This window comes from Streptomyces sp. NPDC002144 (genome assembly GCF_053593695.1).
The window spans coordinates 205039-229534 of record NZ_JBSFDB010000006.1; the positions used below are offsets into that span (position 1 = coordinate 205039).

The following is a 24496-nucleotide window of genomic DNA, read 5'->3' on the forward strand; positions in this document are numbered from 1 at the left end:
GCGGACTGGGGCGGACTGCTCGACCCCGGCGGCCGGCCCCCGCCCGCCCGACCCGGCGTCCCCCCGTCCACCCGGGGCCGGGGAACCCCGGTACCTGCGCGGCACGCTGCGGACATGCAGTACGTTCGGGTCATGTCCCAGCCCGCCAGGTCCTCACGTACACCAGCCACGCCCGACGCGCCGGAAAGTGCCGCAGGCAGCCGCGCCGCCGCCCAGCGGCTCAAGATGCGCCGAGAACTGGCGGCCGCGGCCATGGAGTTGTTCGCGACCAAGGGGTACGAGGCGACCACGGTCGACGAGATCGCCGCCGCGGCCGGGGTCGCCCGCCGCACCTTCTTCCGCCACTTCCGCTCCAAGGAAGAGGCGATCTTCCCCGACCACGACGACACGCTGATCCGCGCCGAGGCGGTGCTCAACGCGGCCCCGGCGCACGAGCACCCGCTCGACACGGTGTGCCGCGGGATCAAGGAAGTCATGCGGATGTACGCGGCCCGGCCGGAGATCTCGGTCGCCCGCTACAAGCTCACGCGTGAGGTGCCCACCCTGCGCGAGGCGGAGATCGCGTCGGTGGCCCGCTACGAGCGCCTCTTCACCCGCTATCTCCTCGGCCACTTCGACGAGCACGCGCACGACGACGACGCCAACGACGACCCGCTGCTCGCTGAGGTCGCCGCGTCCGCGGTGGTCACCGCCCACAACCATGTGCTGCGGCGCTGGCTGCGGGCCGGCGGCCAGGGCGACGTGGAGGCGCAGCTGGACCACGCGTTCGCGATCGTGCGCAAGACGTTCGGGACGGGCATCGGAGCGGGCCGCTCGACGGCATCCAGGCCGGGCCCCTCCCCCGCGTCGGTCTCCGCCCAGGGCGAGGTCCTGGTCACCGTGGCGCGTACCGACGCCCCGCTGGACGAGGTCATGCGGACCATCGAGCAGGCGCTGAAGGAGCGCTGAGCGCCCCGGACGACTGTGACGACGGCCACCCCTCGGGGTGGCCGTTTTGGCATGTCGGGGCCCGTTTTCAGGCACATTTCAAGGGCCGTTCGATCGATCATCGCTCATTTGTTACGTAAAGATTTCATCTGAGAGCACATTCATGGCACTCAGTGCCTTGTCACCTGACACGCGGTGTCATACGTTGATGGTGTCCGGGCTGTCCCCGGCAGGCCCACCGCCTGCTCGCCCGGCGCCTGCGTCACAGGCAACCTCCCGCGCCACAAAGCGCTGCCGAAGCACCCCCGCCGAACCGACGGCACTTCCCGAAACCCTCAGCAGCACACCGACGTAACCCTCAGCGTCCCTCCCTCAGGACGCCCATCGCCGGAGGCAACACCGTGACCGTGAAGGACATCCTGGACGCGATCCAGTCGCCGGACTCGACGCCCGCCGACTTCGCCGCCCTGCCGCTCCCCGAGTCGTACCGCGCGATCACCGTGCACAAGGACGAGACGGAGATGTTCGCGGGCATGCAGACCCGTGACAAGGACCCGCGCAAGTCGCTCCACCTGGACGAGGTTCCCCTGCCGGAGCTCGGCCCGGGCGAGGCCCTGGTGGCCGTGATGGCCTCCTCGGTCAACTACAACTCCGTGTGGACCTCGATCTTCGAGCCCCTGTCGACCTTCGGGTTCCTGGAGCGCTACGGCAAGGTCAGCGAGCTCACCAAGCGCCACGACCTGCCGTACCACATCATCGGTTCCGACCTCGCGGGCGTCGTCCTGCGCACCGGCCCCGGCGTCAACGCCTGGCGGCCCGGTGACGAGGTCGTCGCGCACTGTCTGTCGGTCGAGCTGGAGTCCAGCGACGGCCACAACGACACCATGCTCGACCCCGAGCAGCGCATCTGGGGCTTCGAGACCAACTTCGGCGGCCTCGCCGAGATCGCCCTGGTCAAGTCCAACCAGCTGATGCCCAAGCCGGGCCACCTGTCCTGGGAGGAGGCCGCCGCTCCGGGCCTGGTCAACTCCACCGCCTACCGCCAGCTGGTCTCCCGCAACGGCGCCGGCATGAAGCAGGGCGACAACGTCCTGATCTGGGGCGCGAGCGGCGGCCTGGGCTCGTACGCCACCCAGTTCGCGCTGGCCGGCGGCGCCACCCCGATCTGTGTCGTCTCCAGCCCCGAGAAGGCGGACATCTGCCGCTCGATGGGCGCCGAGAACGTCATCGACCGCAACGCCGAGGGCTACCGGTTCTGGAAGGACGAGCAGACCCAGGACCCGAAGGAGTGGAAGCGCTTCGGCAAGCGCATCCGCGAGCTGACCGGCGGCGAGGACATCGACATCGTCTTCGAGCACCCCGGCCGCGAGACCTTCGGCGCGAGCGTCTTCGTCACCCGCAAGGGCGGCACCATCACCACCTGCGCCTCCACCTCGGGCTACATGCACGAGTACGACAACCGCTACCTGTGGATGTCGCTGAAGCGGATCATCGGCTCGCACTTCGCCAACTACCGCGAGGCCTGGGAGGCCAACCGGCTCATCGCGAAGGGCAAGATCCACCCGACGCTCTCCAAGGTCTACTCCCTGGAGGACACCGGGCAGGCCGCCTACGACGTGCACCGCAACCTCCACCAGGGCAAGGTCGGCGTGCTCTGCCTGGCCCCCGAGGAGGGCCTCGGCGTGCGCGACGAGGAGATGCGCGCCAAGCACGTCGACGCCATCAACCGCTTCCGCAACGTCTGAGACACCCGGGGTCATAGATGACTGAGCGTCAGAACGCCGAAGGCAGGCGGGAGAAGGACCGGCCGTGGCTCATGCGCACGTACGCCGGGCATTCCACCGCCGAGGCGTCCAACGAGCTGTACCGGCGCAACCTCGCCAAGGGGCAGACGGGCCTTTCCGTGGCCTTCGACCTGCCGACGCAGACCGGTTACGACTCCGACCACATCCTCGCCCGCGGCGAGGTGGGCCGGGTCGGCGTGCCGATCGCGCACCTCGGTGACATGCGCCGGCTGTTCCAGGACATCCCCCTGGAGCAGATGAACACCTCGATGACGATCAACGCCACCGCCATGTGGCTGCTGGCGCTCTACCAGGTCGTCGCCGAGGAGCAAGGTGCCGACATCACCAAGCTCCAGGGCACGACCCAGAACGACATCGTCAAGGAATACCTGTCGCGGGGGACCCATGTCTTCCCGCCGGGGCCCTCACTCCGGCTGACGACGGACATGATCGCGTACACGGTCTCCCACATACCGAAGTGGAACCCGATCAACATCTGCAGCTACCACCTGCAGGAGGCGGGCGCCACGCCGGTCCAGGAGATCGCGTACGCGATGTCCACCGCGATCGCGGTTCTCGATGCCGTACGCGACTCAGGGCAGGTCCCCGAGGAGAAGTTCGGGGACGTCGTGGCCCGTATCTCCTTCTTCGTGAACGCGGGTGTCCGCTTCATCGAGGAGATGTGCAAGATGCGGGCGTTCGGGCGGATCTGGGAGAAGATCACGCTCGAGCGGTACGGCATCGAGAACCCCAAACAGCGCCGCTTCCGGTACGGCGTCCAGGTCAACTCCCTCGGCCTGACCGAGGCGCAGCCGGAGAACAACGTCCAGCGGATCGTGCTGGAGATGCTGGCGGTGACCCTCTCGAAGGACGCACGCGCGCGTGCCGTGCAGCTGCCGGCCTGGAACGAGGCCCTCGGCCTGCCCCGCCCCTGGGACCAGCAGTGGTCGCTGCGCATCCAGCAGGTGCTCGCCCACGAGAGCGACCTGCTGGAGTACGAGGACATCTTCGAGGGCTCGAAGGTGATCGAGGAGAAGGTCGGCCGGCTGGTCGAGGACTCCCTCGCCGAGATCGAGCGGATCCAGGAGATGGGCGGCGCGATGGCCGCCGTCGAGTCCGGCTACCTCAAGTCGCAGCTCGTCTCCTCGCACGCCGAGCGGCGGGCTCGTATCGAGTCCGGCCAGGAGAAGATCGTCGGCGTCAACATCTTCGAGACGACCGAGCCCAATCCGCTGACCGCCGACCTCGACACGGCCATCCAGACCGTCGACCCGGCCGTCGAGGCCCGGGTCGTCAAAGCGCTGCAGAACTGGCGGGACACCCGCTACCAGCCGCCCTTCAACCACCCCCGCCCGTGCAAGGCGCTGGAGAGGCTGAAGGAGGCCGCGCGCGGTACGGACAACCTCATGGAGGCCACCCTGGAGTGCGCCCGCGCCGGGGTCACGACCGGCGAGTGGGCCGGGGCCCTGCGCGAGGTGTTCGGCGAGTACCGGGCGCCCACCGGTGTGTCCTCCGCGCCGGTCGCGGTCACCGCCGCGGAGGGCTCGGCCATGAGTGAGGTGCGTCGCAGGGTGGACGCCACCGCCCGCGACCTCGGCGTCGGCAAGCTGCGCTTCCTGGTCGGCAAGCCGGGCCTGGACGGGCACTCCAACGGCGCCGAGCAGATCGCAGTGCGGGCCCGCGACGCCGGGTTCGAGGTCGTCTACCAGGGCATCCGTCTGACGCCCGAGCAGATCGTGGACGCGGCCCTCGCCGAGGACGTGCACGCGGTCGGCCTGTCGATCCTCTCCGGCTCGCACGCCCAGCTCGTGCCGGACGTCCTGGAGCGGCTCCGTGTGGCCGGTGCCACAGATATACCCGTCATCGCCGGTGGGATCATCCCCAATGGAGATGCCGAGCAGCTCAGGGCCGCCGGCGTGGCCGCCGTCTTCACCCCTAAGGACTTCGACATCACCGGCATCATCGGCCGCATCGTCGACGAGATCCGGAAAGCGAACAAGCTCGACCCCCTGGAGGTCCCCGCATGACCGTCAACCGTCTCCGCCCGCGGCGCTCCTGCCTGGCCGTGCCGGGCAGCAACCCCCGCTTCCTGGAGAAGGCCCAGGGTCTCCCCGCCGACCAGGTCTTCCTCGACCTGGAGGACGCGTGCGCCCCGCTCGCCAAGCCCGAGGCGCGGCACACCATCGTGAAGTTCCTCAACGAGGGTGACTGGACGGGCAAGACGAGGGTCGTGCGCGTCAACGACTGGACGACCGAGTGGACGTACCGCGACGTCGTCACGGTCGTCGAGGGAGCCGGCCAGAACCTCGACTGCATCATGCTGCCGAAGGTGCAGGACGCCCAGCAGATCGTCGCCCTCGACCTGCTGCTGACGCAGATCGAGAAGACGATGGGCTTCGAGGTCGGCAAGATCGGCATCGAGGCGCAGATCGAGAACGCCCAGGGCCTCAACAACGTCAACGAGATCGCGACGGCCTCCCAGCGCGTCGAGACGATCATCTTCGGCCCGGCCGACTTCATGGCGTCCATCAACATGAAGTCGCTGGTCGTGGGCGAGCAGCCGCCCGGCTACCCGGCGGACGCCTACCACTACATCCTGATGAAGATCCTGATGGCCGCCCGCGCCAACAACCTCCAGGCGATCGACGGCCCCTACCTGCAGATCCGCAACATCGACGGCTACCGCGAGGTCGCGCAGCGCGCCGCCGCGCTCGGCTTCGACGGCAAGTGGGTGCTGCACCCGGGCCAGGTCGAGGCGTCCAACGAGATCTTCTCGCCCTCCCAGGAGGACTACGACCACGCCGAGCTGATCCTGGACGCGTACGACTACTACACCTCCGAGGCGGGCGGCAAGAAGGGCTCGGCGATGCTCGGCGACGAGATGATCGACGAGGCCAGCCGGAAGATGGCGCTGGTCATCTCGGGCAAGGGCCGTGCGGCGGGCATGCAGCGCACGTCGAAGTTCGAGATCCCCGACAACTGAGGAGCCCTGAGCGCGATGCAGTTCGGACGCACCTACGAGGAGTTCGAGGTCGGGGCGACGTACAAGCACTGGCCGGGCAAGACGGTCACGGAGTACGACGACCACCTGTTCTGTCTCCTCACCATGAACCACCACCCGCTCCACATGGACACCAACTATGCGGAGAAGACGACGGACTTCGGCAAGAACGTCGTCGTGGGGAACTACATCTACTCCCTGCTGCTCGGCATGTCCGTACCGGACATCTCCGGCAAGGCGATCGCCAACCTGGAGATCGAGTCGCTCAGGCACGTGGCGCCGACCTTCCACGGCGACACGATCTACGGCCAGACGACCGTGCTCGACAAGTGGCCGTCGAAGTCGAAGAACGACCGCGGGATCGTCTACGTCGAGACCAAGGGCTACAAGCAGGACGGCACGCTGGTCTGCGTGTTCCGCCGCAAGGTGATGGTGCCGACCGAGACGTACATCAAGGAGCGCGGCGGCGAGCAGCCCGGCCGCCCGGAGCTGAAGCAGCAGGAGAAGTAATGGCCCGCCTCGCCCAGACCGCCGGTCTGACGGACATCCAGCAGGAGATCCTCTCCACCGTCCGCGACTTCGTGGACAAGGAGATCATCCCGGTCGCCACCGAGCTGGAGCACCGCGACGAGTACCCGCAAGCGATCGTCGACGGTCTCAAGGAGTTGGGTCTGTTCGGCCTGATGATCCCCGAGGAGTACGGGGGTCTGGGCGAGTCGCTCCTGACGTACGCGCTCTGCGTCGAGGAGATCGCCCGCGGCTGGATGTCGGTGTCCGGCATCATCAACACCCACTTCATCGTGGCATACATGCTCAAGCAGCACGGCACGCAGGAGCAGAAGGACCACTTCCTGCCGCGCATGGCGGCCGGCGACATCCGCGGCGCCTTCTCGATGTCGGAGCCGGGTCTCGGTTCGGACGTGTCCGCCATCACCTCCAAGGCGGTCAGGGACGGCGACGAATACGTCCTCAACGGCCAGAAGATGTGGCTCACCAACGGCGGAACGTCAAGTCTGGTCGCCGTACTCGTCCGAAGTGATGAAGGACACCCCGAGGGCACCGCGCCCCACAAGTCGATGACGACCTTCCTGGTCGAGAAGGAGCCCGGCTTCGGGGAGGTCCGCCCGGGCCTCACCATCCCCGGGAAGATCGACAAGATGGGCTACAAGGGCGTCGACACCACCGAGCTCATCATGGACGGCCTGCGGATTCCCGCCGACCGGGTGCTCGGCGGCCAGACCGGCCGAGGTTTTTACCAAATGATGGACGGCGTCGAGGTTGGCCGGGTGAACGTGGCGGCGCGTGGCTGCGGCGTCGCTCAGCGTGCCTTCGAGCTCGGCGTCCAGTACGCCCAGCAGCGGCACACGTTCGGCAAGCCGATCGCCCAGCACCAGGCCATCCAGTTCAAGCTGGCCGAGATGGCTACCAAGGTCGAGGCCGCCCATGCGATGATGGTGAACGCCGCACGCAAAAAGGACTCCGGCGAACGAAACGACCTCGAGGCCGGAATGGCGAAGTACCTGGCCTCGGAGTACTGCAAGGAGGTCGTGGAGGACGCCTTCCGGATCCACGGCGGTTACGGCTTCTCCAAGGAGTACGAGATCGAGCGTCTCTACCGCGAGGCGCCGATGCTGCTGATCGGTGAAGGTACCGCCGAAATCCAGAAAATGATCATCGGTCGCAGGCTGCTCGAAGAGTATCGGTTCCAGGGCTAGATGTCCGGATACGGGGTGTTTTCTTGGAGAAGAAGATCACACCCCGTAGGCAGTCTTCGGTCGCCGACTCGTCTTCCTGGCTTGCCCAGTTGTGGTCCGCGACCGGTACGATCCCGGGAAAGCCGCCGTCCCCCGTTACAGCGCGGCATCATCCGCTACGAAGGTCATCCATGCCCCACAGCCAAACCTCTGCACCACGCGACAGCCTGGCAGGCGTACGTCTTGCGCGCGGAGCATCGCCGTGGCTTCTCCCGACCGTCGCCACCGCAGCCCTCAGCCTGGTCCGCGCCCGCCGCTCCGGCGTCGCCAAGGCCGTGGCCGTGCCCGCCACCGCGCTCGCGGCCGGCATGCTGTGGTTCTTCCGCGACCCCGAGCGCGAGATCGCCCCGGGCCGGGTCATCTCGCCCGCCGACGGCGTGGTGCAGAGCATCATGCCGTGGAAGGACGGCCGGACCCGCGTCGCGATCTTCATGAGCCCGCTCAACGTCCACGTCAACCGCGCTCCGCTCTCCGGCACGGTGACGTCGGTCGAGCACATCCCCGGCGGGTTCGTTCCGGCGTTCAACAAGGAGAGCGAGAACAACGAGCGCGTAGTCTGGCATTTCGACACCGAACTCGGCGACATCGAGATGATCCAGATCGCCGGCGCGGTGGCCCGCCGCATCGTGCCGTACATCCCGCAGGGCACGAAGGTCGAGCAGGGCGACCGCATCGGGCTGATCCGCTTCGGCTCGCGCGTCGACATCTACCTGCCCGAGGGCGTGGAGGTCGCGGTCGAGGTCGGTCAGAAGACCGTGGCTGGGGTGACTCGCATTGACCGTGATTGATCCTGATACCCAGGCGGGCTGGGTGCCCGAGGCCGACGAGGTGGACGAAGAGGAGGAGATGCCCCTCTCTCTCCGCCTCTCAATAGCGGACACCCTCACCCTCGGCAACGCCACGTGCGGGTTCATGGCGGTGTACTTCACCACCACCGGGATCCTCATCCCGCACCTCACCGGCGACCAGGAGACCGGCATGGCCCGCCACAGCGCGGCCACGGCGGTGATCCTGATGCTGTGCGCGGCGGTCTTCGACCTGTTCGACGGCCTGGTCGCGCGCAAGCTGCGCTCCTCCCCCATGGGCGCGGAGCTGGACAACCTCTCCGACCTGATCAGCTTCGGTCTGGCACCGGCGTACTTCGTCCTCGTCTACGGCATGGTCGCGGACGACGCACACCAGAGAGTGGCCGCTGTCGGGGCGATCGTGGTGCTCCTGGCCGTCGTCCTGCGTCTGGCGCGCTTCTCCTGCGTGACGGTGCCGAACGGCATGTTCCAGGGCATGCCCTCGCCGTTCGGCGCGCTGACGGTCGTGTCGATCGTGCTGCTGGAGCTGCCCTTCGTGGCGACGCTGCTCGCGATCCTCGGCACGGCCTGGCTGATGGTGAGCCGGGTGGAGTACCCGAAGCCGCGGGGCCGTCTCGCGGTGGCGATGCTGTCCTGGATCGTCGTGTCGATGGGGCTGCTCGCGGCCTGGGCGTTCGACGCGCCGAGCGGACAGCTGCTGCTCCAGACGGGCTGCGCGCTGCAGCTGGTCACGGGCGCGGTCATCCCCCTGTTCGCCACGGCCCGCCGGGTGAACAACTTCCGCGACAACCGACGCGAGGCCCGGGCGGCACAGCTGCCGTAGCACTGCGTCGGCTTGGGCCCCGGACCGGCATGGTTCGGGGCCCTCGCTGTTCCGTGCGCGGCGTCGGTGTGCCGCCCCACGGGGGGCTACCGCCCCCAGCCCCCCGCTTCGGCCCTGGACGGGCCTCGTCCTCAAACGCCGGACGGGCGGGCCGGGCCGAACGTCAGCTCAGGAAGTCCCGGCCGATCTGTTCCGCCACCCGCTCCAGGATCGGCCCGGCGTCCGCGATGCACTTGGCGATGTCGGGCTCGGCGTCCGTCAGGGGGTACACCCGCCGGATCCCCGCCCGTCCCAGCGCCTCCGGCGGCAGGGCGAGGCGGCCGCACACCGCGACGACCTCCTTGTCCGCCGCCCGGGCCGCCGCGGCGACACCGGCGGGGGCCTTGCCGTGCAGGGTCTGTTCGTCGAGGGAGCCCTCGCCGGTGATCACCAGCGTGGCCCACTCCAGCGCCGGGGCGAAGCCCAGCACCTCCAGCATGACCTCGATACCGGGGCGGAAGCGGGCGCCGAGCAGCAGGGCGCCGTAGCCGATGCCGCCTGCGGCGCCCGCGCCCGGGGACGCGGCGTACTCGGCCGCGTGCACGCCGGCGGTTTCCTCCAGCACCTTCGCGTAGTGCGCGAGGGCCGAGTCGAGGATCTCCACGTCGTCCGGGGAGGCGCCCTTCTGCGGGCCGTAGACGGCCGCGGCGCCCGTGGGGCCGGTCAGCGGGTTGTCGACGTCGCTGGCCAGGATCAGCTCCACGTCCGCAAGCCGCGGGTCCAGGTCCGACAGGTCGGCGGACGCCAGCTCCGCGAGTCCGCCGCCGCCCGGCGGTACCGGCTCCCCGTCCGCGTCCAGGAACCGCGAGCCGAGGGCGGAGAGCATGCCCGCGCCGCCGTCGGTCGTCGCGCTGCCGCCGACGCCGAACACGATCGTGCGCGCGCCCGCGTCCAGTGCGGCCCGCAGCAGTTCGCCGGAGCCGTACGTGGAGGCCGTGAGCGGCGCGAAGACACCTCTGGGCAGCCGCTGGAGTCCGCTCGCCTCCGCCATCTCGACGACCGCCGTGCCGGCCCGGAGCGCGAACGCGGCCGTGACCTCCTGTCCGAGCGGCCCGGCGACCCGCACCTCGCGGCGCTCGAAACCGGCCGCGACCGCCGCGTCCACGGTCCCGTCGCCGCCGTCGGCCACGGGCAGCGCCTCCACCTCCAGGCCCGGCACGGCCCGGCGCAGCCCGGCCGTCACCCGCTCGGCGACCTGCACGGCCGTCAGCGAGCCCTTGAACTTGTCCGCGGCGATGAGCACGCGCTGTGTCACCTGTTTCCCCTTGCTCTCCGGGCCCCGAGGCATGTCAAGGCCAGTCGCGCCGCTGTGACCTTAACCGGAGCACACCCCCGCCGTCATGCACCGACCGGCCCCTGGGAACGGCGTGGGAGCAACGTACGAGCGCCGTGTCAGGCGCCTGTGCGGACGGCCGAAACCGCACACGCGCCCCCGGAATTGGGTAAACCGGAGCTATGACCCCTGTGGGCACTGAGCCAGAGCTCGCCGACCGCGTCCTCGGGGGCTGGCTCGGCCGGATCGCGGGCAACATGCTCGGCAAACCGGTCGAGCAGGGCGACCTGTGGACGCGGGACCGCATCGACCGCTATCTGCGGCAGGCCGCCGCGCTGCCCCTGACCGACTACCTTCCCGAGCCGGCCGTCGAGAGCGACGGCTTCGAGCTGCGCCCCGAGTGGCGCCAGTGCGTGCGCGGCCGGATCCACGGCAGCTGCCGGGACGACGACGTCGACTACGCCATCCTCGGCCTCGACCTGCTGGAGACCCACGGCTTCGGGTTCAGCACCGAGCAGGTCGGCGACCTGTGGCTGCTGAGACTGCCGTACCTGCAGACGTTCACGGCGGAACGGGCGGCGTACCGGAACCTCGCGAACGGGCTGAAACCGCCGCTGACGGCCACCTTCGACAACCCGTACCAGGAGTGGATCGGCGCCCTGATCCGGGCCGACATCTACGGCTGGACCTGCCCGGGCGTTCCGCGCCGCGCCGCCTCGCTGGCCCGCCGGGACGCGGTGCTCTCGCACACCGGCAACGGGGTGTACGGGGCGATGTGGGCGGCGGCGCTGATCGCGGCGGCGTTCACGGCGCCGACGGTCCGGCACGCGGTGGACGAGGGGCTGGCCGTCATCCCGGCCTCCAGCCGGCTGGCGCGCACCGTACGCCGGGTCGTCTCGCTCCACGACACCCGGATGACCTGGGAGGACACGCTCGCCACGGTCGGCGAGGAGACCACCGGCCTCGGCTGGATCCACACCATCCCCAACGCGGCCGTGCTCACCGCGGGCCTGCTGTACGGCGACGGCGACTTCACCCGCACCATCACCCTCACCGTCCGCGGCGGTCTGGACACCGACTCCAACGGCGCGACGGCGGGCTCGGTGGCGGGCGTCCTCACCGGGGCGGAGGAGATCCCGTCCCAGTGGAAGGACCCGCTGGAGGACACGGTCCGCAGCGCGGTGTTCGGTTTCGACGGGGTGCGGATCAGCGAGCTGGCCGAGCGGACGCTGCACCTGGCGGAGGCGGAGAGCTGACCCCTGCGGCTGGTTACCCTTCCTGTGTGACCAGCTCCGAAGAATTCGCCGCGTACCTCGCGGGCCTGCCCCGCATCCTCTCCGGCGCCGCCGCGCTCTTCCGTGACACGGAGGGCCGGGTGCTGCTGGTGGAGCCCAACTACCGTGAGGGCTGGGCCCTGCCGGGCGGCACCATCGAGTCCGACGACGGCGAGACCCCGCGCCAGGGCGCCCACCGCGAGACGCTGGAGGAGATCGGCCTGGACCGCGAGCTCGGACGGCTGCTCGCGGTGGACTGGGTCTACCGGCCCGGCTTCCCGCCGCTGGTCGCCTACCTGTACGACGGCGGAGTCCTGACCGAGGACGACCTCAAGGCGATCCGTCTGCAGGAGGAGGAACTCCTGTCCTGGCGCCTGGTCGCCCGCGAGGACCTCGGCGACTACCTCCTGGGCACCCTCGGCGACCGCGTCCTGGCCGCCCTGGACGTGCTGGACGAGGGGTCCGGGACGGCCGAGCTGGAGAACGGCCGCCGAGCGCACGGATAAACGTTCGCCCCGCCCCGGCACGCCCCCCTACCCTCGGCCCCATGACCAAGCCCCTCGTCGCCATCCTGAGCGGCGCCGGTATATCGACCGACTCCGGCATCCCGGACTACCGCGGGCCGAACGGGCTGTGGCGGAAGGATCCCGGAGCCGAGAAGCTCGTGACGTACGAGTACTACATGGGGGACCCCGAGATCCGGCGGCGCTCGTGGCAGATGCGGCGCGCGAACCGGACGCTGCTCGCCGAGCCGAACGCCGCGCACCGGGCCGTGGCCGAGCTGGAGAAGTCGGGCGTGCCGGTGCGGGTGATCACGCAGAACGTGGACGGGCTGCACCAGCTCGCCGGGACGACGGCCCGCAAGGTGCTCGAACTGCACGGCACCGCACGTCAGGTGGTGTGCACCCGCTGCCACGCGCGTGGCTCCATGGAGGACGCCCTGGCCCGGGTCGAGGCCGGTGAGGACGACCCGCCGTGCCTGGAGTGCGGCGGCGTCCTGAAGTCCGCGACCGTCATGTTCGGTGAGCGGCTCGATCCGGTGGTGCTCGGTGAGGCCGTCGCCATCAGCAAGGCGTGCCAGGTGTTCATCGCCGTCGGCACCAGTCTGCAGGTGCAGCCCGCCGCCGGGCTCGCGGGCGTCGCCGCCGACCACGGGGCGCGGCTCGTCATCGTCAACGCCGAGCCGACGCCGTACGACGAGATCGCCGACGAGGTCGTACGCGAGCCGATCGGCACCGCACTGCCGGAGCTGCTGCGCCGGCTGAGCACGGACCACGAAGACTAGGCGTCTTCGGACTCCGGCGCCCGCACCACCCGTACGCCCGCCTCCTCCAGCGCCGCGCGGGTCGTGGCGTGGGGCGGGGTGTCGGTGACGACGACGTCCAGTTCCTCGGGGTCGCAGATCTTCACCATGCCGGTGCCGGGGAACTTGGAGCCGTCGGCGAGGAGCGCCACCTTGTCGGCGGCGGCGATCATGGCGCGCCGCGCGGGCACCTCGGCGACCGTGGTGTCCATGACCTGCCCGCCGGCCCGGACCCCGCAGGCGCCCATGAAGAGCCAGTCGGCGTGCACCTGGCGGAGGTTGTCCTCGGCCATGAAGCCGTCCAGCATGCGCGACGCACGGATGACCATGCCGCCGAGCAGCATCAGGTCGACGCTGTCGTCCGGGAGGAGTTCCTCGTACACGGCGAGGTTGTTGGTGACGACCGTGATCCGGCGTCCGTGGAGCCGGCGGGCGAGCCGGTGGACGGTGGTGCCTGAGTCGAGGATCACCGACTGACCGTCCTCGATCATCGCGGCGGCCCGGGCGGCGATCGCGTCCTTCCCCGGCACCCGTGCCTCGGCGGCCTCGGCGAAGGGCGCCGGTTCGTCCTCGACGACCGCTCCCCCGTGCACCCGGGTGAGCAGTCCGTCCCCTTCCAGCTTGAGGAGGTCGCGGCGGACCGTCGCGGCGCTGGCTCCGAGCCGGTCGGAGAGGTCCGTCACGGTGACGGTGCCGCCGGATCGCAGCGCCCGCAGGATCAGTTGGTGTCGTTGTTCGGCCAGCACCGACGGAACATTACCCGCTAGAACAGGGCCGTTCCCCGTTCGAAGTCCAGGAGGCGTTGTTTGCGGGGCAGGCCGCCGCCGTAGCCCGTCAGGCTGCCGTCGGCGCCGACCACGCGGTGGCAGGGGACGATGATGCCGACCGGGTTCTTTCCGTTGGCCAGGCCGACCGCTCGGGAGGCGGCCGGACTGCCGAGGGCGGCGGCGAGTTGGCCGTAGGAGCGGGTCTCGCCGTACGGGATCCGGCGGAGCTGGTCCCACACCGTGCGCTGGAACGGAGTCCCGTTCAGGCGGAGTTCGAGGGTGAACTCCTTCAACTCGCCGTCGAAGTAGGCCGTCAGCTGTTCCTCCGCCTCGCCGAAGGGGCTGTCGTCGCGGTCTCCGAACGTCTCCTCGGCCGGACGGTGGCGTTGGTCGGTCATGTAGAGGCCGCACAGGACGCCGTCCTCGGCGACGAGGGTGAGGGGGCCGTAGGGGCTGCTGATGACGGTGTGCTGCTTCATGAACGTCCTTACACCGGGAGGAAGTTGATCGGGTGGCTGTCCGTCGCCCACAGGTACTGGACCGCGTACGCCCGCCACGGCCGCCAGGCCGTCGCGCGGGTGGTCAGCGCTCCCGGGGTGGAGGGCAGGCCCAACTCCTGGGCCGCGCGGCGGATTCCGAGATCGGTGGGGAGGAAGGCGTCCGGGTCGCCGAGGGCGCGCATGGCGATGACGTCGACCGTCCAGGGGCCGAAGCCGGGGAGGGCGAGGAGACGGGCGCGGGTCTCGGGCCAGTCGCTCTCCGGGCCCAAGTGGATGGCACCGGAGGCCAGTCGGGTGACCAGGGTGGTGAAGGTGGTGCGCCGGGTGCGGGGCATCGCCAGGGTCTCGGGGTCCAGGGCTGCCAGGGCCTCGGGGGTCGGGAAGAGGTGGGTGAGGCCGCCCTCCGGGTCGTCCACCGGGTCGCCGTGCGCGGTGACCAGACGGGCCGCGTGGGTGCGGGCGGCGGCCGTGGAGACCTGCTGGCCGAGGACGGCCCGCACGGCGAACTCGGCCTCGTCGACCGTGCGCGGCACCCGCCGGCCCGGGGCCTTGTCGACCAGCGGGGCCAGGACGGGATCCGTGCGGAGCTGGTCGTCGACGGCCACCGGATCGGCGTCCAGGTCCAGCATGCGGCGGCAGCGGCTGATCGCCACGGTCAGGTCGCGCAGGTCGCTGAGGGTGACGCGGCAGGCGATGTGGTCGGGCTCGGGGGCCAGCGACGCGACGCCGTGGCCGTACGGGAGGCGGAGCGTGCGGCGGTAGGCGCCGTCGCGCCACTCCTCGACGCCGGGTACGGCGGTCGCGGCGAGGTGGCCGAAGAGGTTGTCGGGGTTGAGGGGGGCTCGGAAGGGGAGGCGCAGGACGAGGGTGCCGGGGGTGGCGGCCGGGGGTGTGTTCCCGGGCAGGCGGGCGCGCAGCTCGCTCGGGGACAGGGCGAAGACCTCGCGGACCGTGTCGTTGAAGGTGCGGATCGAGGAGAAGCCGGCGGCGAAGGCGATCTCCGCCATCGGCAGCGGGGTGGTCTCGATCAACAGGCGGGCGGTCTGGGCACGTTGGGCGCGGGCGAGGGACAGCGGGCCGGCGCCGAGTTCGGCGAGCAGCTGGCGTTCGATCTGGCGGGTGCTGTAGCCGAGGCGGGCGGCGAGCCCGGGGACGCCCTCGCGGTCCACGACGCCGTCGGCGATCAACCGCATCGCGCGGGCCACGAGGTCGGCACGCTGGTTCCACTCCGGGGAGCCAGGGCTGGTGTCGGGACGGCAGCGCTTGCAGGCGCGGAAGCCGGCCTGCTGACAGGCGGCCGCGCTGGGGTAGAAGGTCATGTTCTCGGGCTTGGGCGGGACGACGGGGCAGCTGGGCCGGCAGTAGATGCGGGTCGTCAGGACCGCCGTGAAGAACCAGCCGTCGAAGCGGGCGTCCTTTGACTGGACGGCGCGCACGCAGCGCTCTCGGTCGGTGTGCATCCCGTTCTGCATGCCTCCAGCATCGGCGACGGGCGCGGGCAGGGCTGGCGAGAATCCGACATCGACCTGGGCTGCCCTGGGCCGGTGCGGATCGCCGGGCGGCGAAACAGCGGGTTGTTGAACATCGTTAAGCGACGAGGGGGCGCTGGGTAGGATGCCCGCATGAGTCAGGGAGCGGACGCCGCGCGGGATGCGTGCTCGCACCAGTTGCGGTTGCTGCGGAACCTGGGGCTGGTCGTGGGCGAGCGCCGCGGGCGGTCGGTGGTGTACGCGCTGCACGACCGCCGGGCCGCCGGGCTCCTCGACCGGGCCGTGCACCACGTCGGGCATCTGCGGCCGGGGAACAGTGACGCCGGGGAGTGACCCCGCGCGTCGGCGGATGTGGCCGCTGTATGCCGCCGGGTTCACCACCGCCTTCGGGGCGCACGGCATCGCCGCGAACCTCGGGGGCGCGGGCAAGGACGCGGTCACCTCGCTGCTCGTCCTCGGCGGGCTGCTCGCCCTCTACGACGGCGCCGAGGTCCTGCTCAAGCCGGTGTTCGGCACGCTGGCCGACCGCGTCGGGGCGCGACCGGTGCTGCTCGGCGGGCTGGTGGCGTTCGCCCTCGCGTCCGCGCTGTACGTGCTCGCGGACAGCCCGGGGTGGTTGTGGGCCGCGCGGCTGGGGCAGGGGGCGGCGGCGTCCGCGTTCTCGCCGGCCGCGTCCGCGCTGGTGTCCCGGCTGAACCCGGCGGCGAAGCAGGGGCGGGCGTTCGGCGGCTACGGCTTCTACAAGTCGATCGGCTACACGCTGGGTCCGCTGCTCGGCGGGGTGCTGGTGTGGGCGGGCGGGCTGCGGCTGCTGTTCACGGTGCTGACGGTGCTCGGCGCGGCCGTCGCGGTGTGGGCGCTGGCCGCCGTACCCGTCGTACCGCCGCTCCCCCGGGCCCGGCAGACGGTGCTGGACCTGGCGCGGCGGCTGGCGGACCCGGCGTTCCTGCTGCCGACGGCCGCGCTCGCCGGGGCCACGGCCGCGCTGTCGGTCGGGGTGGGGTTCCTGCCGGTGTCCGGCCGGGCGGCGGGGCTCGGCACGGTGGCGACGGGGGCGGCGGTGTCGGTGCTGGCCGCGTGTGCGGCGGTCGTGCAGCCCCGTACGGGACGGGCCCTGGACGCCGGGCGGCTGACCGCGCGGACCGGCCTCACCGCCGGGCTGCTGCTCACGGCGGCGGGGCTGGCCTGCGCGATGCTGCCGGGCCTCACGGGAGTGCTGCTCGCCGCCGCCCTGATCGGCGTCGGCACGGGCCTGATCACTCCCCTGGGCTTCGCGACCCTGGCCTCCTCGACCCCGAAGGAACGCCTCGGCCAGACCATGGGCGCGGCCGAACTGGGCCGCGAACTGGGCGACGCGGGCGGCCCGTTGCTGGTGGCCGGGGTCGCCGCGTCCACCACCCTGACGCACGGCTACGCGACCCTGGCGGCGGTGTTGGCCTGCGGGACGGTGCTGGTGGGGTGGGGGTTGCGGGGCGGGGTGCGCGCGGAGAAGACGGAGGCAGCTTGACGGGGTGGGGTGCGCGCGGGGGACACACAGGGGTGGCTTGACGGGATCGCGGGGCGGGGACTGGAGGCGGCGTCACGAGGGCGCGGCCGGGGCGGGCGCGGCATCACGAAGGCGCCGACCGGGGCCCGGGGCCGCATCACGAACGCGCCCACCGAAGGCCCGGGGCCGCATCACGGGGTTGCGGGCCGGGGGCTCATCGGCATCCCGTCGCCCCTCGCCCGCCCCACCGCCCACCTCTCGCCCACCGAAGGCGACCGCGCAACCCCCGCTCAGCTCAGCGCCCCGCTCAGCTCAGCACCCCGCTCAGCTCAGCACCCCGCCCAGCAAGCGCAGCAGGTCCCCGGTGGCGTCCGCCGCGCACAGGGGCGGCAGGGCGCCCAGGGTGAGGATCGCCGCGGCGATGGTGCGCAGGTGCGGGGGCGGGGTCGTCTGGAGGGCGGCGATGCGGCGGGTGACGGTGCGGTCGGTGAAGCGCAGGGCGCAGCCCTGACTGTGCGTGACCAGGGCGGCGCGGGCCAGCGCACGGGCCGTGGTGCCGCGGTCGCCCACCGCGCCGGCGGCCTGTTCGTCGGCCCAGCGTTCCACCAGGTAGGCGACGCTCGTCCGGACCGGCACGAGCAGCGGGTTCGCCGCCGCGGCGAGGCCGGCCGCACGGACCAGCAGGGCGTGCCGGTGAGCGAGATGGGCGCGCTCGTGGGCGAGCAGGACCCGGCGTTCGGCCGGGCGCAGGGCGGCCAGCATCGCCGAGGTGACCAGGATCCGGCCCGGGGTGCCGGGGACGGCGAAGGCCTGCGGCCGCGGTGAGGCGGCGACGATCAGTTCGGTGCCCGGCGGATGCCCCGCGCACAGACGGCGCAGCGTGCGCCGGGTCGCCCGCTCGGCCCGGACCGCGCGCAGCACACGGCAGACGGCGACCGTGAGCAGCGCGAGCGCGAGGACGGCGACCGTCCCGGGGACCGGTTCCGGCAGCACCCGGCCGTCCTCGCGGGCGTCGGCGACGACCGGCGGGGCCTGCCCGACCAGCGTGACGGTCAGCAGCACCAGGGCCCAGGTGGTCGCGCCCGCGGTGAGGACGGCGGCCGCGGTCAGGGCCCGGGCCGCCTGCGCGGGCGCCAGCGACCGGGCGACCGGGCGACTGACGGCGGCGAGCAGCAGGGACAGCAGCACCGGGGTGTAGACGTCGATCCTCATCTCGTCCTTCCCGTCCCCTGCCGACCCGCAGCGGCGCCGTCAGACACCGCCCTCACCCAGCAGCTCGCGCAGGGCCGTCTCCTCCTCCGGGCTCAGACCGCTGACGAACTGCTGCAGCGCGGCTATCGGGTCGGGTCCCCGGTCCAGGGCCTGGTGCATGGCCTCGGCGGTCATCTGGGCCGCGTTCTTCGCCGGGCGGTACGCGCCGCGCCGCCCGTCGGCGTCCCGCAGGACGAGGCCCTTGTCGTGCAGGCGCCGCAGGATGGTGTGCACGGTGTTGTAGGCGAGGTCGCCGTCCAGCTCGGCCTGGATCTCGGCCGGCGTCAGGGCCCGGTCGGTCGCCCACAGCGCGGCGAGGACCTCGCTCTCCAGCTCACCGGGGCTGCGTCGCTCGGCTCTGCCGCGAGGAGTCGTGCCTGCCATGGCCACCACCTTACGGCGCGTAGGGTCCGGCGGTCACCGACTCGCACCTGCCCCTTACCCGCCTCCGACATCACCCCGACCTACAGCCTGTAGGGTGACCCCGACCCTACAACGCGTAGGGCCGGAGGGATGGACGATGCCAAGGGCCTCCGACGCCGCAGCCGCACCTTCACGGACCCGGACCCCCGGTGCCGCCCCGCCTCCGGGGTCACCTCCGGCGCCCCGGACGGGCGAGCGATGGCTTTTGGCCGTGGCGGGTGCCTTCACCCTGCTCCAGCTCGTGATCGTGCGCCCCGGGCTGGGCCTCGGCTGGGACGAGACGGTGTACGTCAGCCAGGTCAGCGGCCACGCCCCGGCGGCCTTCTTCAGTGCCCCGCGCGCCCGAGGCATCACCCTGCTGGTGGCCCCGGTCGCCTACTGGTCGTCGTCGACCCCGGTGCTGCGGGTGTACCTGGCCGTACTGGCGGGCGCCGGCCTGTACGGGGCCCTGCGGGCCTGGCTCGGCCTGTTCCCGCCCCGCGTCCTCGCGGCCGGCGGCGCCCTCTTCGCCACGCTGTGGATCACCCTGTTCTACGGCCCCCAGGCCATGCCCAACTACTGGGTGGCCGTGGGCGCCCTGGCCGCCGTGGGCTGCTTCCTGCGGGCCCGCCGCGACCCCATCCGGCGGGCACCCCTGTGGGGCCTGGCCGCGGCGGCCGCTCTGATGGCCTGGATGCGGCCCACGGACGCCGTCTGGACGAGCCTCCCCCTCCTCATCCTGGCCCTGCGCGACCGCCGCCCGCGCCTCCTGCTCGCCCTCCTCGGCGGCATGGCGGCGGGCGCGCTCGAATGGGTCGTCGAGGCATACGTCAGGTACGGCGGCCCGGGCGCCCGGCTCAGCGCCGGCTCCCGCATCGAGGGCGGCCTGGGCCTGCACAATGCCGTGACCGACCAGCTCCGCAGCCTCGGCGGACGCGCCCTGTGCCGTCCGTGCACCGGCGCCGTCCCGAGCGCGCCGGTGATCGCCTGGTGGTTCGTCCTGCCGCTGCTCGCCGCGGCCGCGCTGGTCATCGCGGTACGGGCCCGTCGTACCACCGTCACCGCGCTGCCCCTGGCCTGTGCGGTCACCGCGGCCGTGCCGTATCTCTTCCTCATCGGATACGCGGCACCCCGCTTCCTGCTGCCGGCGTACGCCCTGCTCGCGATCCCGGTCGCCGACGCCCTGCGGTTCCTGGTCACGGCGCCCGCGGGGCGGTGGCGACCGGTGGTCGTGACCCTGGTGGCGGTCGGGGTGGCCGGTCATGTGGCCGTGCAGCTGGCGGTGGTGGACAGAGCCGTGTCCCGTACGACGACCGCGCACCGCGCCTGGGCCCGCAGCGCCACAGAACTGCGCCACCTGGGCGTCTCCCCGCCCTGTCTGCTCACCGGCGGCGACTCCGTCCCCATCGCCTTCCAGGCCGGCTGTGCCTCCGCGTACACCGCCGGTCACGACGCCGCCACCACGGCCGGTACCCTCACGCGCACAGCCCGCCGCATCCCGGTCGCCCTCCTCGCCGCGAGCCCCGGGCACCTGCCGTCCTACGCCCACGGCTGGCGAGGGCACCGGCTGTCCGACGGCTACGCCTACCTGGCGCCCGGCGCCCCGCGGGAACGGCAGGGCGCATGAGCACGCAGACCGGTGCCGCGGTGGACGCCGGGCGGCGGGTGCCCTGGCAGACCCTGGTGGCCGGTGGCCTGCTGGCGGGGGCCGTGGTGATCGCCGTACGGCACTGGCCCGTACTGGACGCCGGGGCCGACCGGCTGGTCGTCGCCGACCGGGGATGGCTGCTGTTGGCCGCGGTGCTCACCGTGCTGACCTGGGCGTGCGCGGCGGTCACGGTACAGGGCGCGGTGCGGGAGACATTGCCCGCGCGACGGCTGATGGCCGTGCAGTTCGCGGCGTCGGCGGCCAACCACGTCCTGCCCGCCGGGCTGGGGGCCGGTGCCGTCAATCTACGGTTTCTGATGCGCTGCGGGCTGACGCCGGGGCGGGCCGCGACGGCCCTCGCGGTCCGCGGCACCGCGGGCGCGGTCGTGCGGTGCGCACTGATCGCGGTGCTCGCCCTGGCCTGTCCCGGGGTGCTGCGGCTGCCGTCGGTGCACGGGACGACACTGCTGCTCGCCCTCCTGGGGACGGCCGCCGCCGGCTGCGCGGCCGTGGTGTCGGCTCGGCTGACCCGGGTGCGGCGGTGGCTGGCGTGCACGGTGGCCGATGTGCGGAGTGTCCATGAACGCCCGCCGCGCGCGGCGGCCCTGTGGGGCGGTTCGCTGGCCTTCGCCGTACTCCACACGGGGATCGTGCTGGCCGTCGTACGGGCCCTGGAACTGCCGCTGCCGGCGGGACGGGTCGCGCTCGCGTATCTCGCCGCGAGCAGTGCCGCCGTACTGTTGCCGACGCCCGGTGGGCTCGGGTCGCTGGACGCCGCGCTCGCCTGGACGCTGACGGCGGCCGGGGCTCCGGCGGAGGCGAGCCTGTCCGCGGTGCTCGGCTACCGGTTGCTCACGGTGTGGCTTCCGCTGGTGCCGGGGCTGCTGGTGCTCGCGGGGCTGGTGCGCACGAAGACGCTGTAGAGGCGACGGTGGAACCGGGGGTCATGACAGGCGGTGGCCGATGCCGCGGGTGGTGGCGACGGTCAGGTCGCTGCCGGCCGTGCGCAGCTTGCGGCGCAGCCGGGTCAGGTACTGGTCGAGGGTGTTGTCGCTGACCTGGGCGCCCTCCGGCCAGGCGGCCCGGACGAGGTCCCGGCGGCTCACGTTCTCCCCGGGCCTCGCCATGAGCGTGGCCAGCAGCCGGAACTCCGTAGGCGTGAGATCGGCCGCCGTGCTGCCGCGGACGGTCAGGCGGTGCCGTACGGCGTCGAGTACCAGGTTCCCGGCCGTGGCGTGGGGCGTGGGCACGGCGCGTCTGAGGGCGACGCGCAGGCGGGCGGCCAGTTCGGCGAGGTGGAAGGGCTTGGGGAGACAGTCGTCGCCGCCCGCGGAGAAGCCGGACAGGCGGTCGGTCAGGCCGTGGCGTGCGGTGAGGAAGACGACCGGGAAGGAGAAGCCGTTGGCGCGTAGCGCCTGGCAGACGTCCCGCCCGTCCGCGTCCGGGAGACCGACGTCCAGCACGGCCGCGGCGACCTCGGCCCCGGCCAGCCGCAACGCGCTCGCCCCGTCGGCGGCGGGCAGAGTCGCGAACCCTTCGTCCCGCAGCCCGCGCACCAGCACGTCACGCAGGCCGTGATCGTCCTCGACGACCAGGATCTTGGGGGGCATGGTCCTCCGTCAGGGGGTCGGGACAGGCGCGGGGGCGTGTGCAGCCGGGCACGGAGAGAAGTGAGGGACGGATGTCCCTCAGGAGCCCGAGGGTGGGGCGGAGTCGGAGGGCGGCGGGGAACCGGGCGGTCGGTCAGGGGGTCGGTCAGCGGCTGTCGGCGGTCGGGGAGCGCGCCCCCTGCCGGTGTCATCTCCGTCGCCGTCAGCCCGTCCCCCCGGCCCCGCAGTCACCCCGCGCCCGTCCGGCCGCGCACCCGCACCCGCACGCCCACGCGCGCCCGGCACGGAGCGCCCCGATGCGCCCCCACCCGTCATCCGCACGCCCGGCCACCGTCCGAGCGCCCACCAGCACAGCCCCAGCCACGCGCCGGCCAGCAGCCAGCCGCCCAGTACGTCGCTGGCCCAGTGCACGCCCAGGTAGACGCGGCTCAATCCGACGGCCACCGCCCAGCACACCGCGATCACGCACCTCGTACGCGCGGGCCCGGGTCGGATGTGCCGGGTGACCGCCCAGCACACGAACCCGGCCGTGAGCGCGGAGGTCGTCGTGTGGCCGGAGGGGAAGGCGAAGCCGGACGCGTGGGTCGCCCAGTCCGCGGCGTTCGGACGGGCCCGCGCGAACAGTTCCATCAGCCCGCTGCGCACCAGCTGCCCGGCGACGAGCACAGCCAGGCCGTACACGACCGCTCTCACCCGCTCACCGGTGTCCCGGCCGGCGACCAGCCCGGCCGCCACGACGATCAGGTACGGCCACGGTCCCGTCCCCGTCGCCGTGATCCCCCGGGCCAGCGCCAGACCGACCGGCGGCCGGTGCCGGAGCGCCCACACGTGCGCCGCGCCGTCACCCGGGAGCGGCGAGCCGTGCCGTACCCCCATCGCGACGGCGAGGGCGGCGAACAGCACGGCGCAGACGACGGCGAGCAACGGCAGCCCTTTCCGGACGGGCAGCGCATCCCGTACGGACCGCGCGCTGCGCCTCACACCCCCGTCACCAACCCCCCGAGCCGAGTCCCGGCCACCCGTCTGACCAGTGGTGCGCCCCGGTCGGCGAGCTGCATCAGGAGCCAGGCCAGGAGCGCTCCGAAGGCCAGGCCCACGGCCACGTCGTGGGGATAGTGGGCGCCGATCCAGACGCGGGAGACGGCCATCAGAACGGCGGCCGGGGCCGCGATGCGGGTGAGACGGTGGTCGGTGAGGGCGATCGCCACGGCCGCGGCCCCGGCGATCACCGCGTGGTTGCTGGGGAAGGACCAGTCCCCCGCCGCAGGGCACGCCTCGACCGTGACCACGTGCAGCGTGCGGCAGGGTCTGGTCTCCGCGAACGCCGACTTCACCAGCACGTCCACGGCGTACACGACCACCACGATCAGCGGTGTCGCCAGGGCCCGGACCATCCGCGCCTCCCCGGCCCCGCGGGCCCGCCACCAGGCGACGAGCATCAGCACGGCGAACAGAACGAGGCCGTAGTCGGACCAGACGGCGATCGCGGTGTCGAGGGGATGGGACGTGTGGCGGGCGAGCTTCGTGATCCAGGTGTAGAGGCCGCCGTCGACCGAGGCGCCGCCGAATGCGAGGCCGGTCATGACGGGGCCCCCGGGGAGGCGCGGCGGGCACGCGCGCGGCGGGCCTCGATCGCGATCGGGGTCAGGGACACGAGGACCACCACGGCGACCAGCGGCAGGAGGTAGTGGTCGACGTTGGGGATGGAGGAGCCCAGCGCGTAACCGCCGAGGACGAGGCCGATCGTCCACACCAGTCCGCCGACGACCTGCCAGAGCGTGAAGACCCGTACCGGCACGTCCAGGGCCCCGGCCAGCGGGTTGAGCACCGTGCGCACCACCGGCACGAAGCGGGCCAGGACGACCGCCTTGGCGTGGCCGTAGCGCGCGAGCAGTTCCTCGGCGCGCGCCGCGCCGTCGTGCAGCTTTCTCGCCCGGCTGCGGGCCAGCAGCGCGCGGCCGCCGCGCCGCCCGATCCAGTACCCGACCTGCGCCCCGGCCAGTGCCCCGACGACCGCGGCGACCAGCACCTGCGGCAGCGAGAGATGCACGGACCGGTGGGTGCCGCCCGCGCACAGCAGTCCCGCCGTGAACAGCAGCGAGTCGCCGGGCAGGAAGAACCCGACCAGCAGGCCGGTCTCGGCGAACAGCACGGCGGCGATGCCGATCGTGCCGAAGGCGGACAGCAGGGATCCGGCATCCAGGACGTTCACCGCCTGGGCGACGGCGAACTCGGCAGCTGCCATGCGGGCGACCCCTCTCATACTGGGACGTGGACGGAGCGGGCCGGAACCCGCGCCGAGCGACTACAGTCATGTAGACCGTCTACCGAACTGTAGACGAATCAGAGCCGAGGAGC

24 protein-coding genes and 1 pseudogene are annotated in these 24496 nt (G+C 72.2%); 15 read left to right on the plus strand and 10 right to left on the minus strand.

The window, feature by feature from the left end:
* Positions 1-132: 132 nt before the first annotated feature.
* The 8 genes from ACWCQ1_RS11630 to pssA all read left to right on the plus strand — a co-directional run bounded on the left by ACWCQ1_RS11630 (position 133) and on the right by pssA (position 9095).
* Positions 133-948, plus strand: a complete 816-nt coding sequence (locus tag ACWCQ1_RS11630) for a TetR family transcriptional regulator (RefSeq protein ID WP_207929660.1) — start codon at positions 133-135, stop codon at positions 946-948.
* 380 nt (positions 949-1328) lie between these two features.
* Positions 1329-2672, plus strand: coding sequence for a crotonyl-CoA carboxylase/reductase (ccrA, locus tag ACWCQ1_RS11635; RefSeq protein ID WP_133041822.1), 1344 nt, complete (start codon positions 1329-1331; stop codon positions 2670-2672).
* 17 nt (positions 2673-2689) lie between these two features.
* Positions 2690-4738, plus strand: a complete 2049-nt coding sequence (locus ACWCQ1_RS11640) for a protein meaA (protein WP_358596417.1) — start codon at positions 2690-2692, stop codon at positions 4736-4738.
* Positions 4735-5694, plus strand: coding sequence for an HpcH/HpaI aldolase/citrate lyase family protein (locus ACWCQ1_RS11645; RefSeq protein ID WP_133041820.1), 960 nt, complete (start codon positions 4735-4737; stop codon positions 5692-5694). The genes ACWCQ1_RS11640 and ACWCQ1_RS11645 overlap by 4 nt, the downstream gene beginning before the upstream one ends.
* A 15-nt stretch (positions 5695-5709) precedes the next feature.
* The gene (locus ACWCQ1_RS11650; RefSeq protein ID WP_351803702.1) at positions 5710-6222 is read left to right on the plus strand and encodes a MaoC family dehydratase; all 513 of its coding nucleotides are present in this window, start codon (positions 5710-5712) and stop codon (positions 6220-6222) included.
* Complete coding sequence (locus tag ACWCQ1_RS11655) at positions 6222-7427, plus strand: acyl-CoA dehydrogenase family protein (protein ID WP_208782338.1); 1206 nt, start codon at positions 6222-6224, stop codon at positions 7425-7427. Before ACWCQ1_RS11650 ends, ACWCQ1_RS11655 begins: the two co-directional genes overlap by 1 nt.
* A gap of 170 nt (positions 7428-7597) precedes the next feature.
* Entirely contained in the window at positions 7598-8254 is a 657-nt protein-coding gene (locus ACWCQ1_RS11660; protein WP_133042136.1) for a phosphatidylserine decarboxylase, read from the plus strand.
* Between the two features lie 22 nt (positions 8255-8276).
* Positions 8277-9095 carry a CDP-diacylglycerol--serine O-phosphatidyltransferase gene (gene pssA / locus ACWCQ1_RS11665; protein WP_030936949.1) on the plus strand — a complete coding sequence of 273 codons (819 nt, stop codon included), beginning with the start codon at positions 8277-8279 and terminating at the stop codon, positions 9093-9095.
* 163 nt (positions 9096-9258) lie between these two features.
* Here pssA and ACWCQ1_RS11670 read toward each other — a convergent pair whose 3' ends face one another.
* Complete coding sequence (locus ACWCQ1_RS11670; protein WP_451026405.1) at positions 9259-10377, minus strand: glycerate kinase; 1119 nt, start codon at positions 10375-10377, stop codon at positions 9259-9261.
* A 212-nt stretch (positions 10378-10589) separates the two neighbouring features.
* Here ACWCQ1_RS11670 and ACWCQ1_RS11675 point away from each other — a divergent pair, with 212 nt between their 5' ends.
* Genes ACWCQ1_RS11675 through ACWCQ1_RS11685 form a run of 3 tightly spaced genes read left to right on the plus strand, consistent with a single transcriptional unit; the run spans position 10590 to position 12966 of the window.
* Positions 10590-11663 carry an ADP-ribosylglycohydrolase family protein gene (locus tag ACWCQ1_RS11675; protein WP_451026354.1) on the plus strand — a complete coding sequence of 358 codons (1074 nt, stop codon included), beginning with the start codon at positions 10590-10592 and terminating at the stop codon, positions 11661-11663.
* A 26-nt stretch (positions 11664-11689) separates the two neighbouring features.
* Positions 11690-12187, plus strand: a complete 498-nt coding sequence (locus ACWCQ1_RS11680; RefSeq protein WP_133041816.1) for an NUDIX domain-containing protein — start codon at positions 11690-11692, stop codon at positions 12185-12187.
* A 41-nt stretch (positions 12188-12228) separates the two neighbouring features.
* Entirely contained in the window at positions 12229-12966 is a 738-nt protein-coding gene (locus tag ACWCQ1_RS11685; RefSeq protein ID WP_358596424.1) for an SIR2 family NAD-dependent protein deacylase, read from the plus strand.
* Here the strand turns inward: ACWCQ1_RS11685 and ACWCQ1_RS11690 are convergent.
* The 3 genes from ACWCQ1_RS11690 to ACWCQ1_RS11700 are packed head-to-tail and all read right to left on the minus strand — an operon-like array spanning position 12963 to position 15723.
* The gene (locus tag ACWCQ1_RS11690) at positions 12963-13730 is read right to left on the minus strand and encodes a DeoR/GlpR family DNA-binding transcription regulator (RefSeq protein WP_358596427.1); all 768 of its coding nucleotides are present in this window, start codon (positions 13728-13730) and stop codon (positions 12963-12965) included. The two genes, ACWCQ1_RS11685 and ACWCQ1_RS11690, sit on opposite strands and share 4 nt — an antisense overlap.
* A gap of 17 nt (positions 13731-13747) precedes the next feature.
* Entirely contained in the window at positions 13748-14230 is a 483-nt protein-coding gene (locus ACWCQ1_RS11695; protein ID WP_451026355.1) for a methylated-DNA--[protein]-cysteine S-methyltransferase, read from the minus strand.
* An 8-nt stretch (positions 14231-14238) separates the two neighbouring features.
* A complete protein-coding gene (locus ACWCQ1_RS11700) occupies positions 14239-15723 on the minus strand; it encodes an AlkA N-terminal domain-containing protein (protein ID WP_358596433.1) in 1485 nt (494 codons plus the stop codon).
* A gap of 174 nt (positions 15724-15897) precedes the next feature.
* On the opposite strand from ACWCQ1_RS11700, the pseudogene ACWCQ1_RS11705 reads away from it, so the two are divergent.
* Positions 15898-16074: pseudogene (locus tag ACWCQ1_RS11705) on the plus strand (transcriptional regulator); the annotation flags it as partial.
* A 16-nt stretch (positions 16075-16090) separates the two neighbouring features.
* Positions 16091-17248, plus strand: a complete 1158-nt coding sequence (locus ACWCQ1_RS11710) for an MFS transporter (RefSeq protein WP_451026356.1) — start codon at positions 16091-16093, stop codon at positions 17246-17248.
* A gap of 303 nt (positions 17249-17551) precedes the next feature.
* Here ACWCQ1_RS11710 and ACWCQ1_RS11715 read toward each other — a convergent pair whose 3' ends face one another.
* Both ACWCQ1_RS11715 and ACWCQ1_RS11720 read right to left on the minus strand, forming a co-directional pair.
* Positions 17552-18439, minus strand: coding sequence for a M48 family metalloprotease (locus tag ACWCQ1_RS11715; protein ID WP_358596436.1), 888 nt, complete (start codon positions 18437-18439; stop codon positions 17552-17554).
* A gap of 39 nt (positions 18440-18478) precedes the next feature.
* Positions 18479-18862 (minus strand): BlaI/MecI/CopY family transcriptional regulator, encoded by a 384-nt coding sequence (locus ACWCQ1_RS11720; RefSeq protein ID WP_358596439.1) that lies wholly within the window; start codon positions 18860-18862, stop codon positions 18479-18481.
* Between the two features lie 136 nt (positions 18863-18998).
* On the opposite strand from ACWCQ1_RS11720, the gene ACWCQ1_RS11725 reads away from it, so the two are divergent.
* Together ACWCQ1_RS11725 and ACWCQ1_RS11730 are read left to right on the plus strand one after the other, a co-directional pair.
* Positions 18999-20507: a hypothetical protein gene (locus ACWCQ1_RS11725; RefSeq protein ID WP_451026357.1), complete on the plus strand. Its 1509-nt coding sequence runs from the start codon at positions 18999-19001 to the stop codon at positions 20505-20507.
* Complete coding sequence (locus ACWCQ1_RS11730) at positions 20504-21451, plus strand: lysylphosphatidylglycerol synthase transmembrane domain-containing protein (protein WP_358596445.1); 948 nt, start codon at positions 20504-20506, stop codon at positions 21449-21451. Before ACWCQ1_RS11725 ends, ACWCQ1_RS11730 begins: the two co-directional genes overlap by 4 nt.
* Positions 21452-21472: 21 nt before the next feature.
* Here ACWCQ1_RS11730 and ACWCQ1_RS11735 read toward each other — a convergent pair whose 3' ends face one another.
* The 4 genes from ACWCQ1_RS11735 to ACWCQ1_RS11750 form a co-directional block, all read right to left on the minus strand.
* On the minus strand, positions 21473-22138 hold the full coding sequence (locus ACWCQ1_RS11735; protein WP_358596448.1) for a response regulator transcription factor: 666 nt from the start codon (positions 22136-22138) through the stop codon (positions 21473-21475).
* A gap of 78 nt (positions 22139-22216) precedes the next feature.
* Entirely contained in the window at positions 22217-23119 is a 903-nt protein-coding gene (locus tag ACWCQ1_RS11740; RefSeq protein WP_358596451.1) for a phosphatase PAP2 family protein, read from the minus strand.
* Positions 23116-23721, minus strand: coding sequence for a phosphatase PAP2 family protein (locus ACWCQ1_RS11745; RefSeq protein ID WP_451026358.1), 606 nt, complete (start codon positions 23719-23721; stop codon positions 23116-23118). The genes ACWCQ1_RS11740 and ACWCQ1_RS11745 overlap by 4 nt, the downstream gene beginning before the upstream one ends.
* Positions 23718-24383: a DedA family protein gene (locus ACWCQ1_RS11750; protein ID WP_358596457.1), complete on the minus strand. Its 666-nt coding sequence runs from the start codon at positions 24381-24383 to the stop codon at positions 23718-23720. Before ACWCQ1_RS11750 ends, ACWCQ1_RS11745 begins: the two co-directional genes overlap by 4 nt.
* Positions 24384-24496 lie beyond the last annotated feature (113 nt).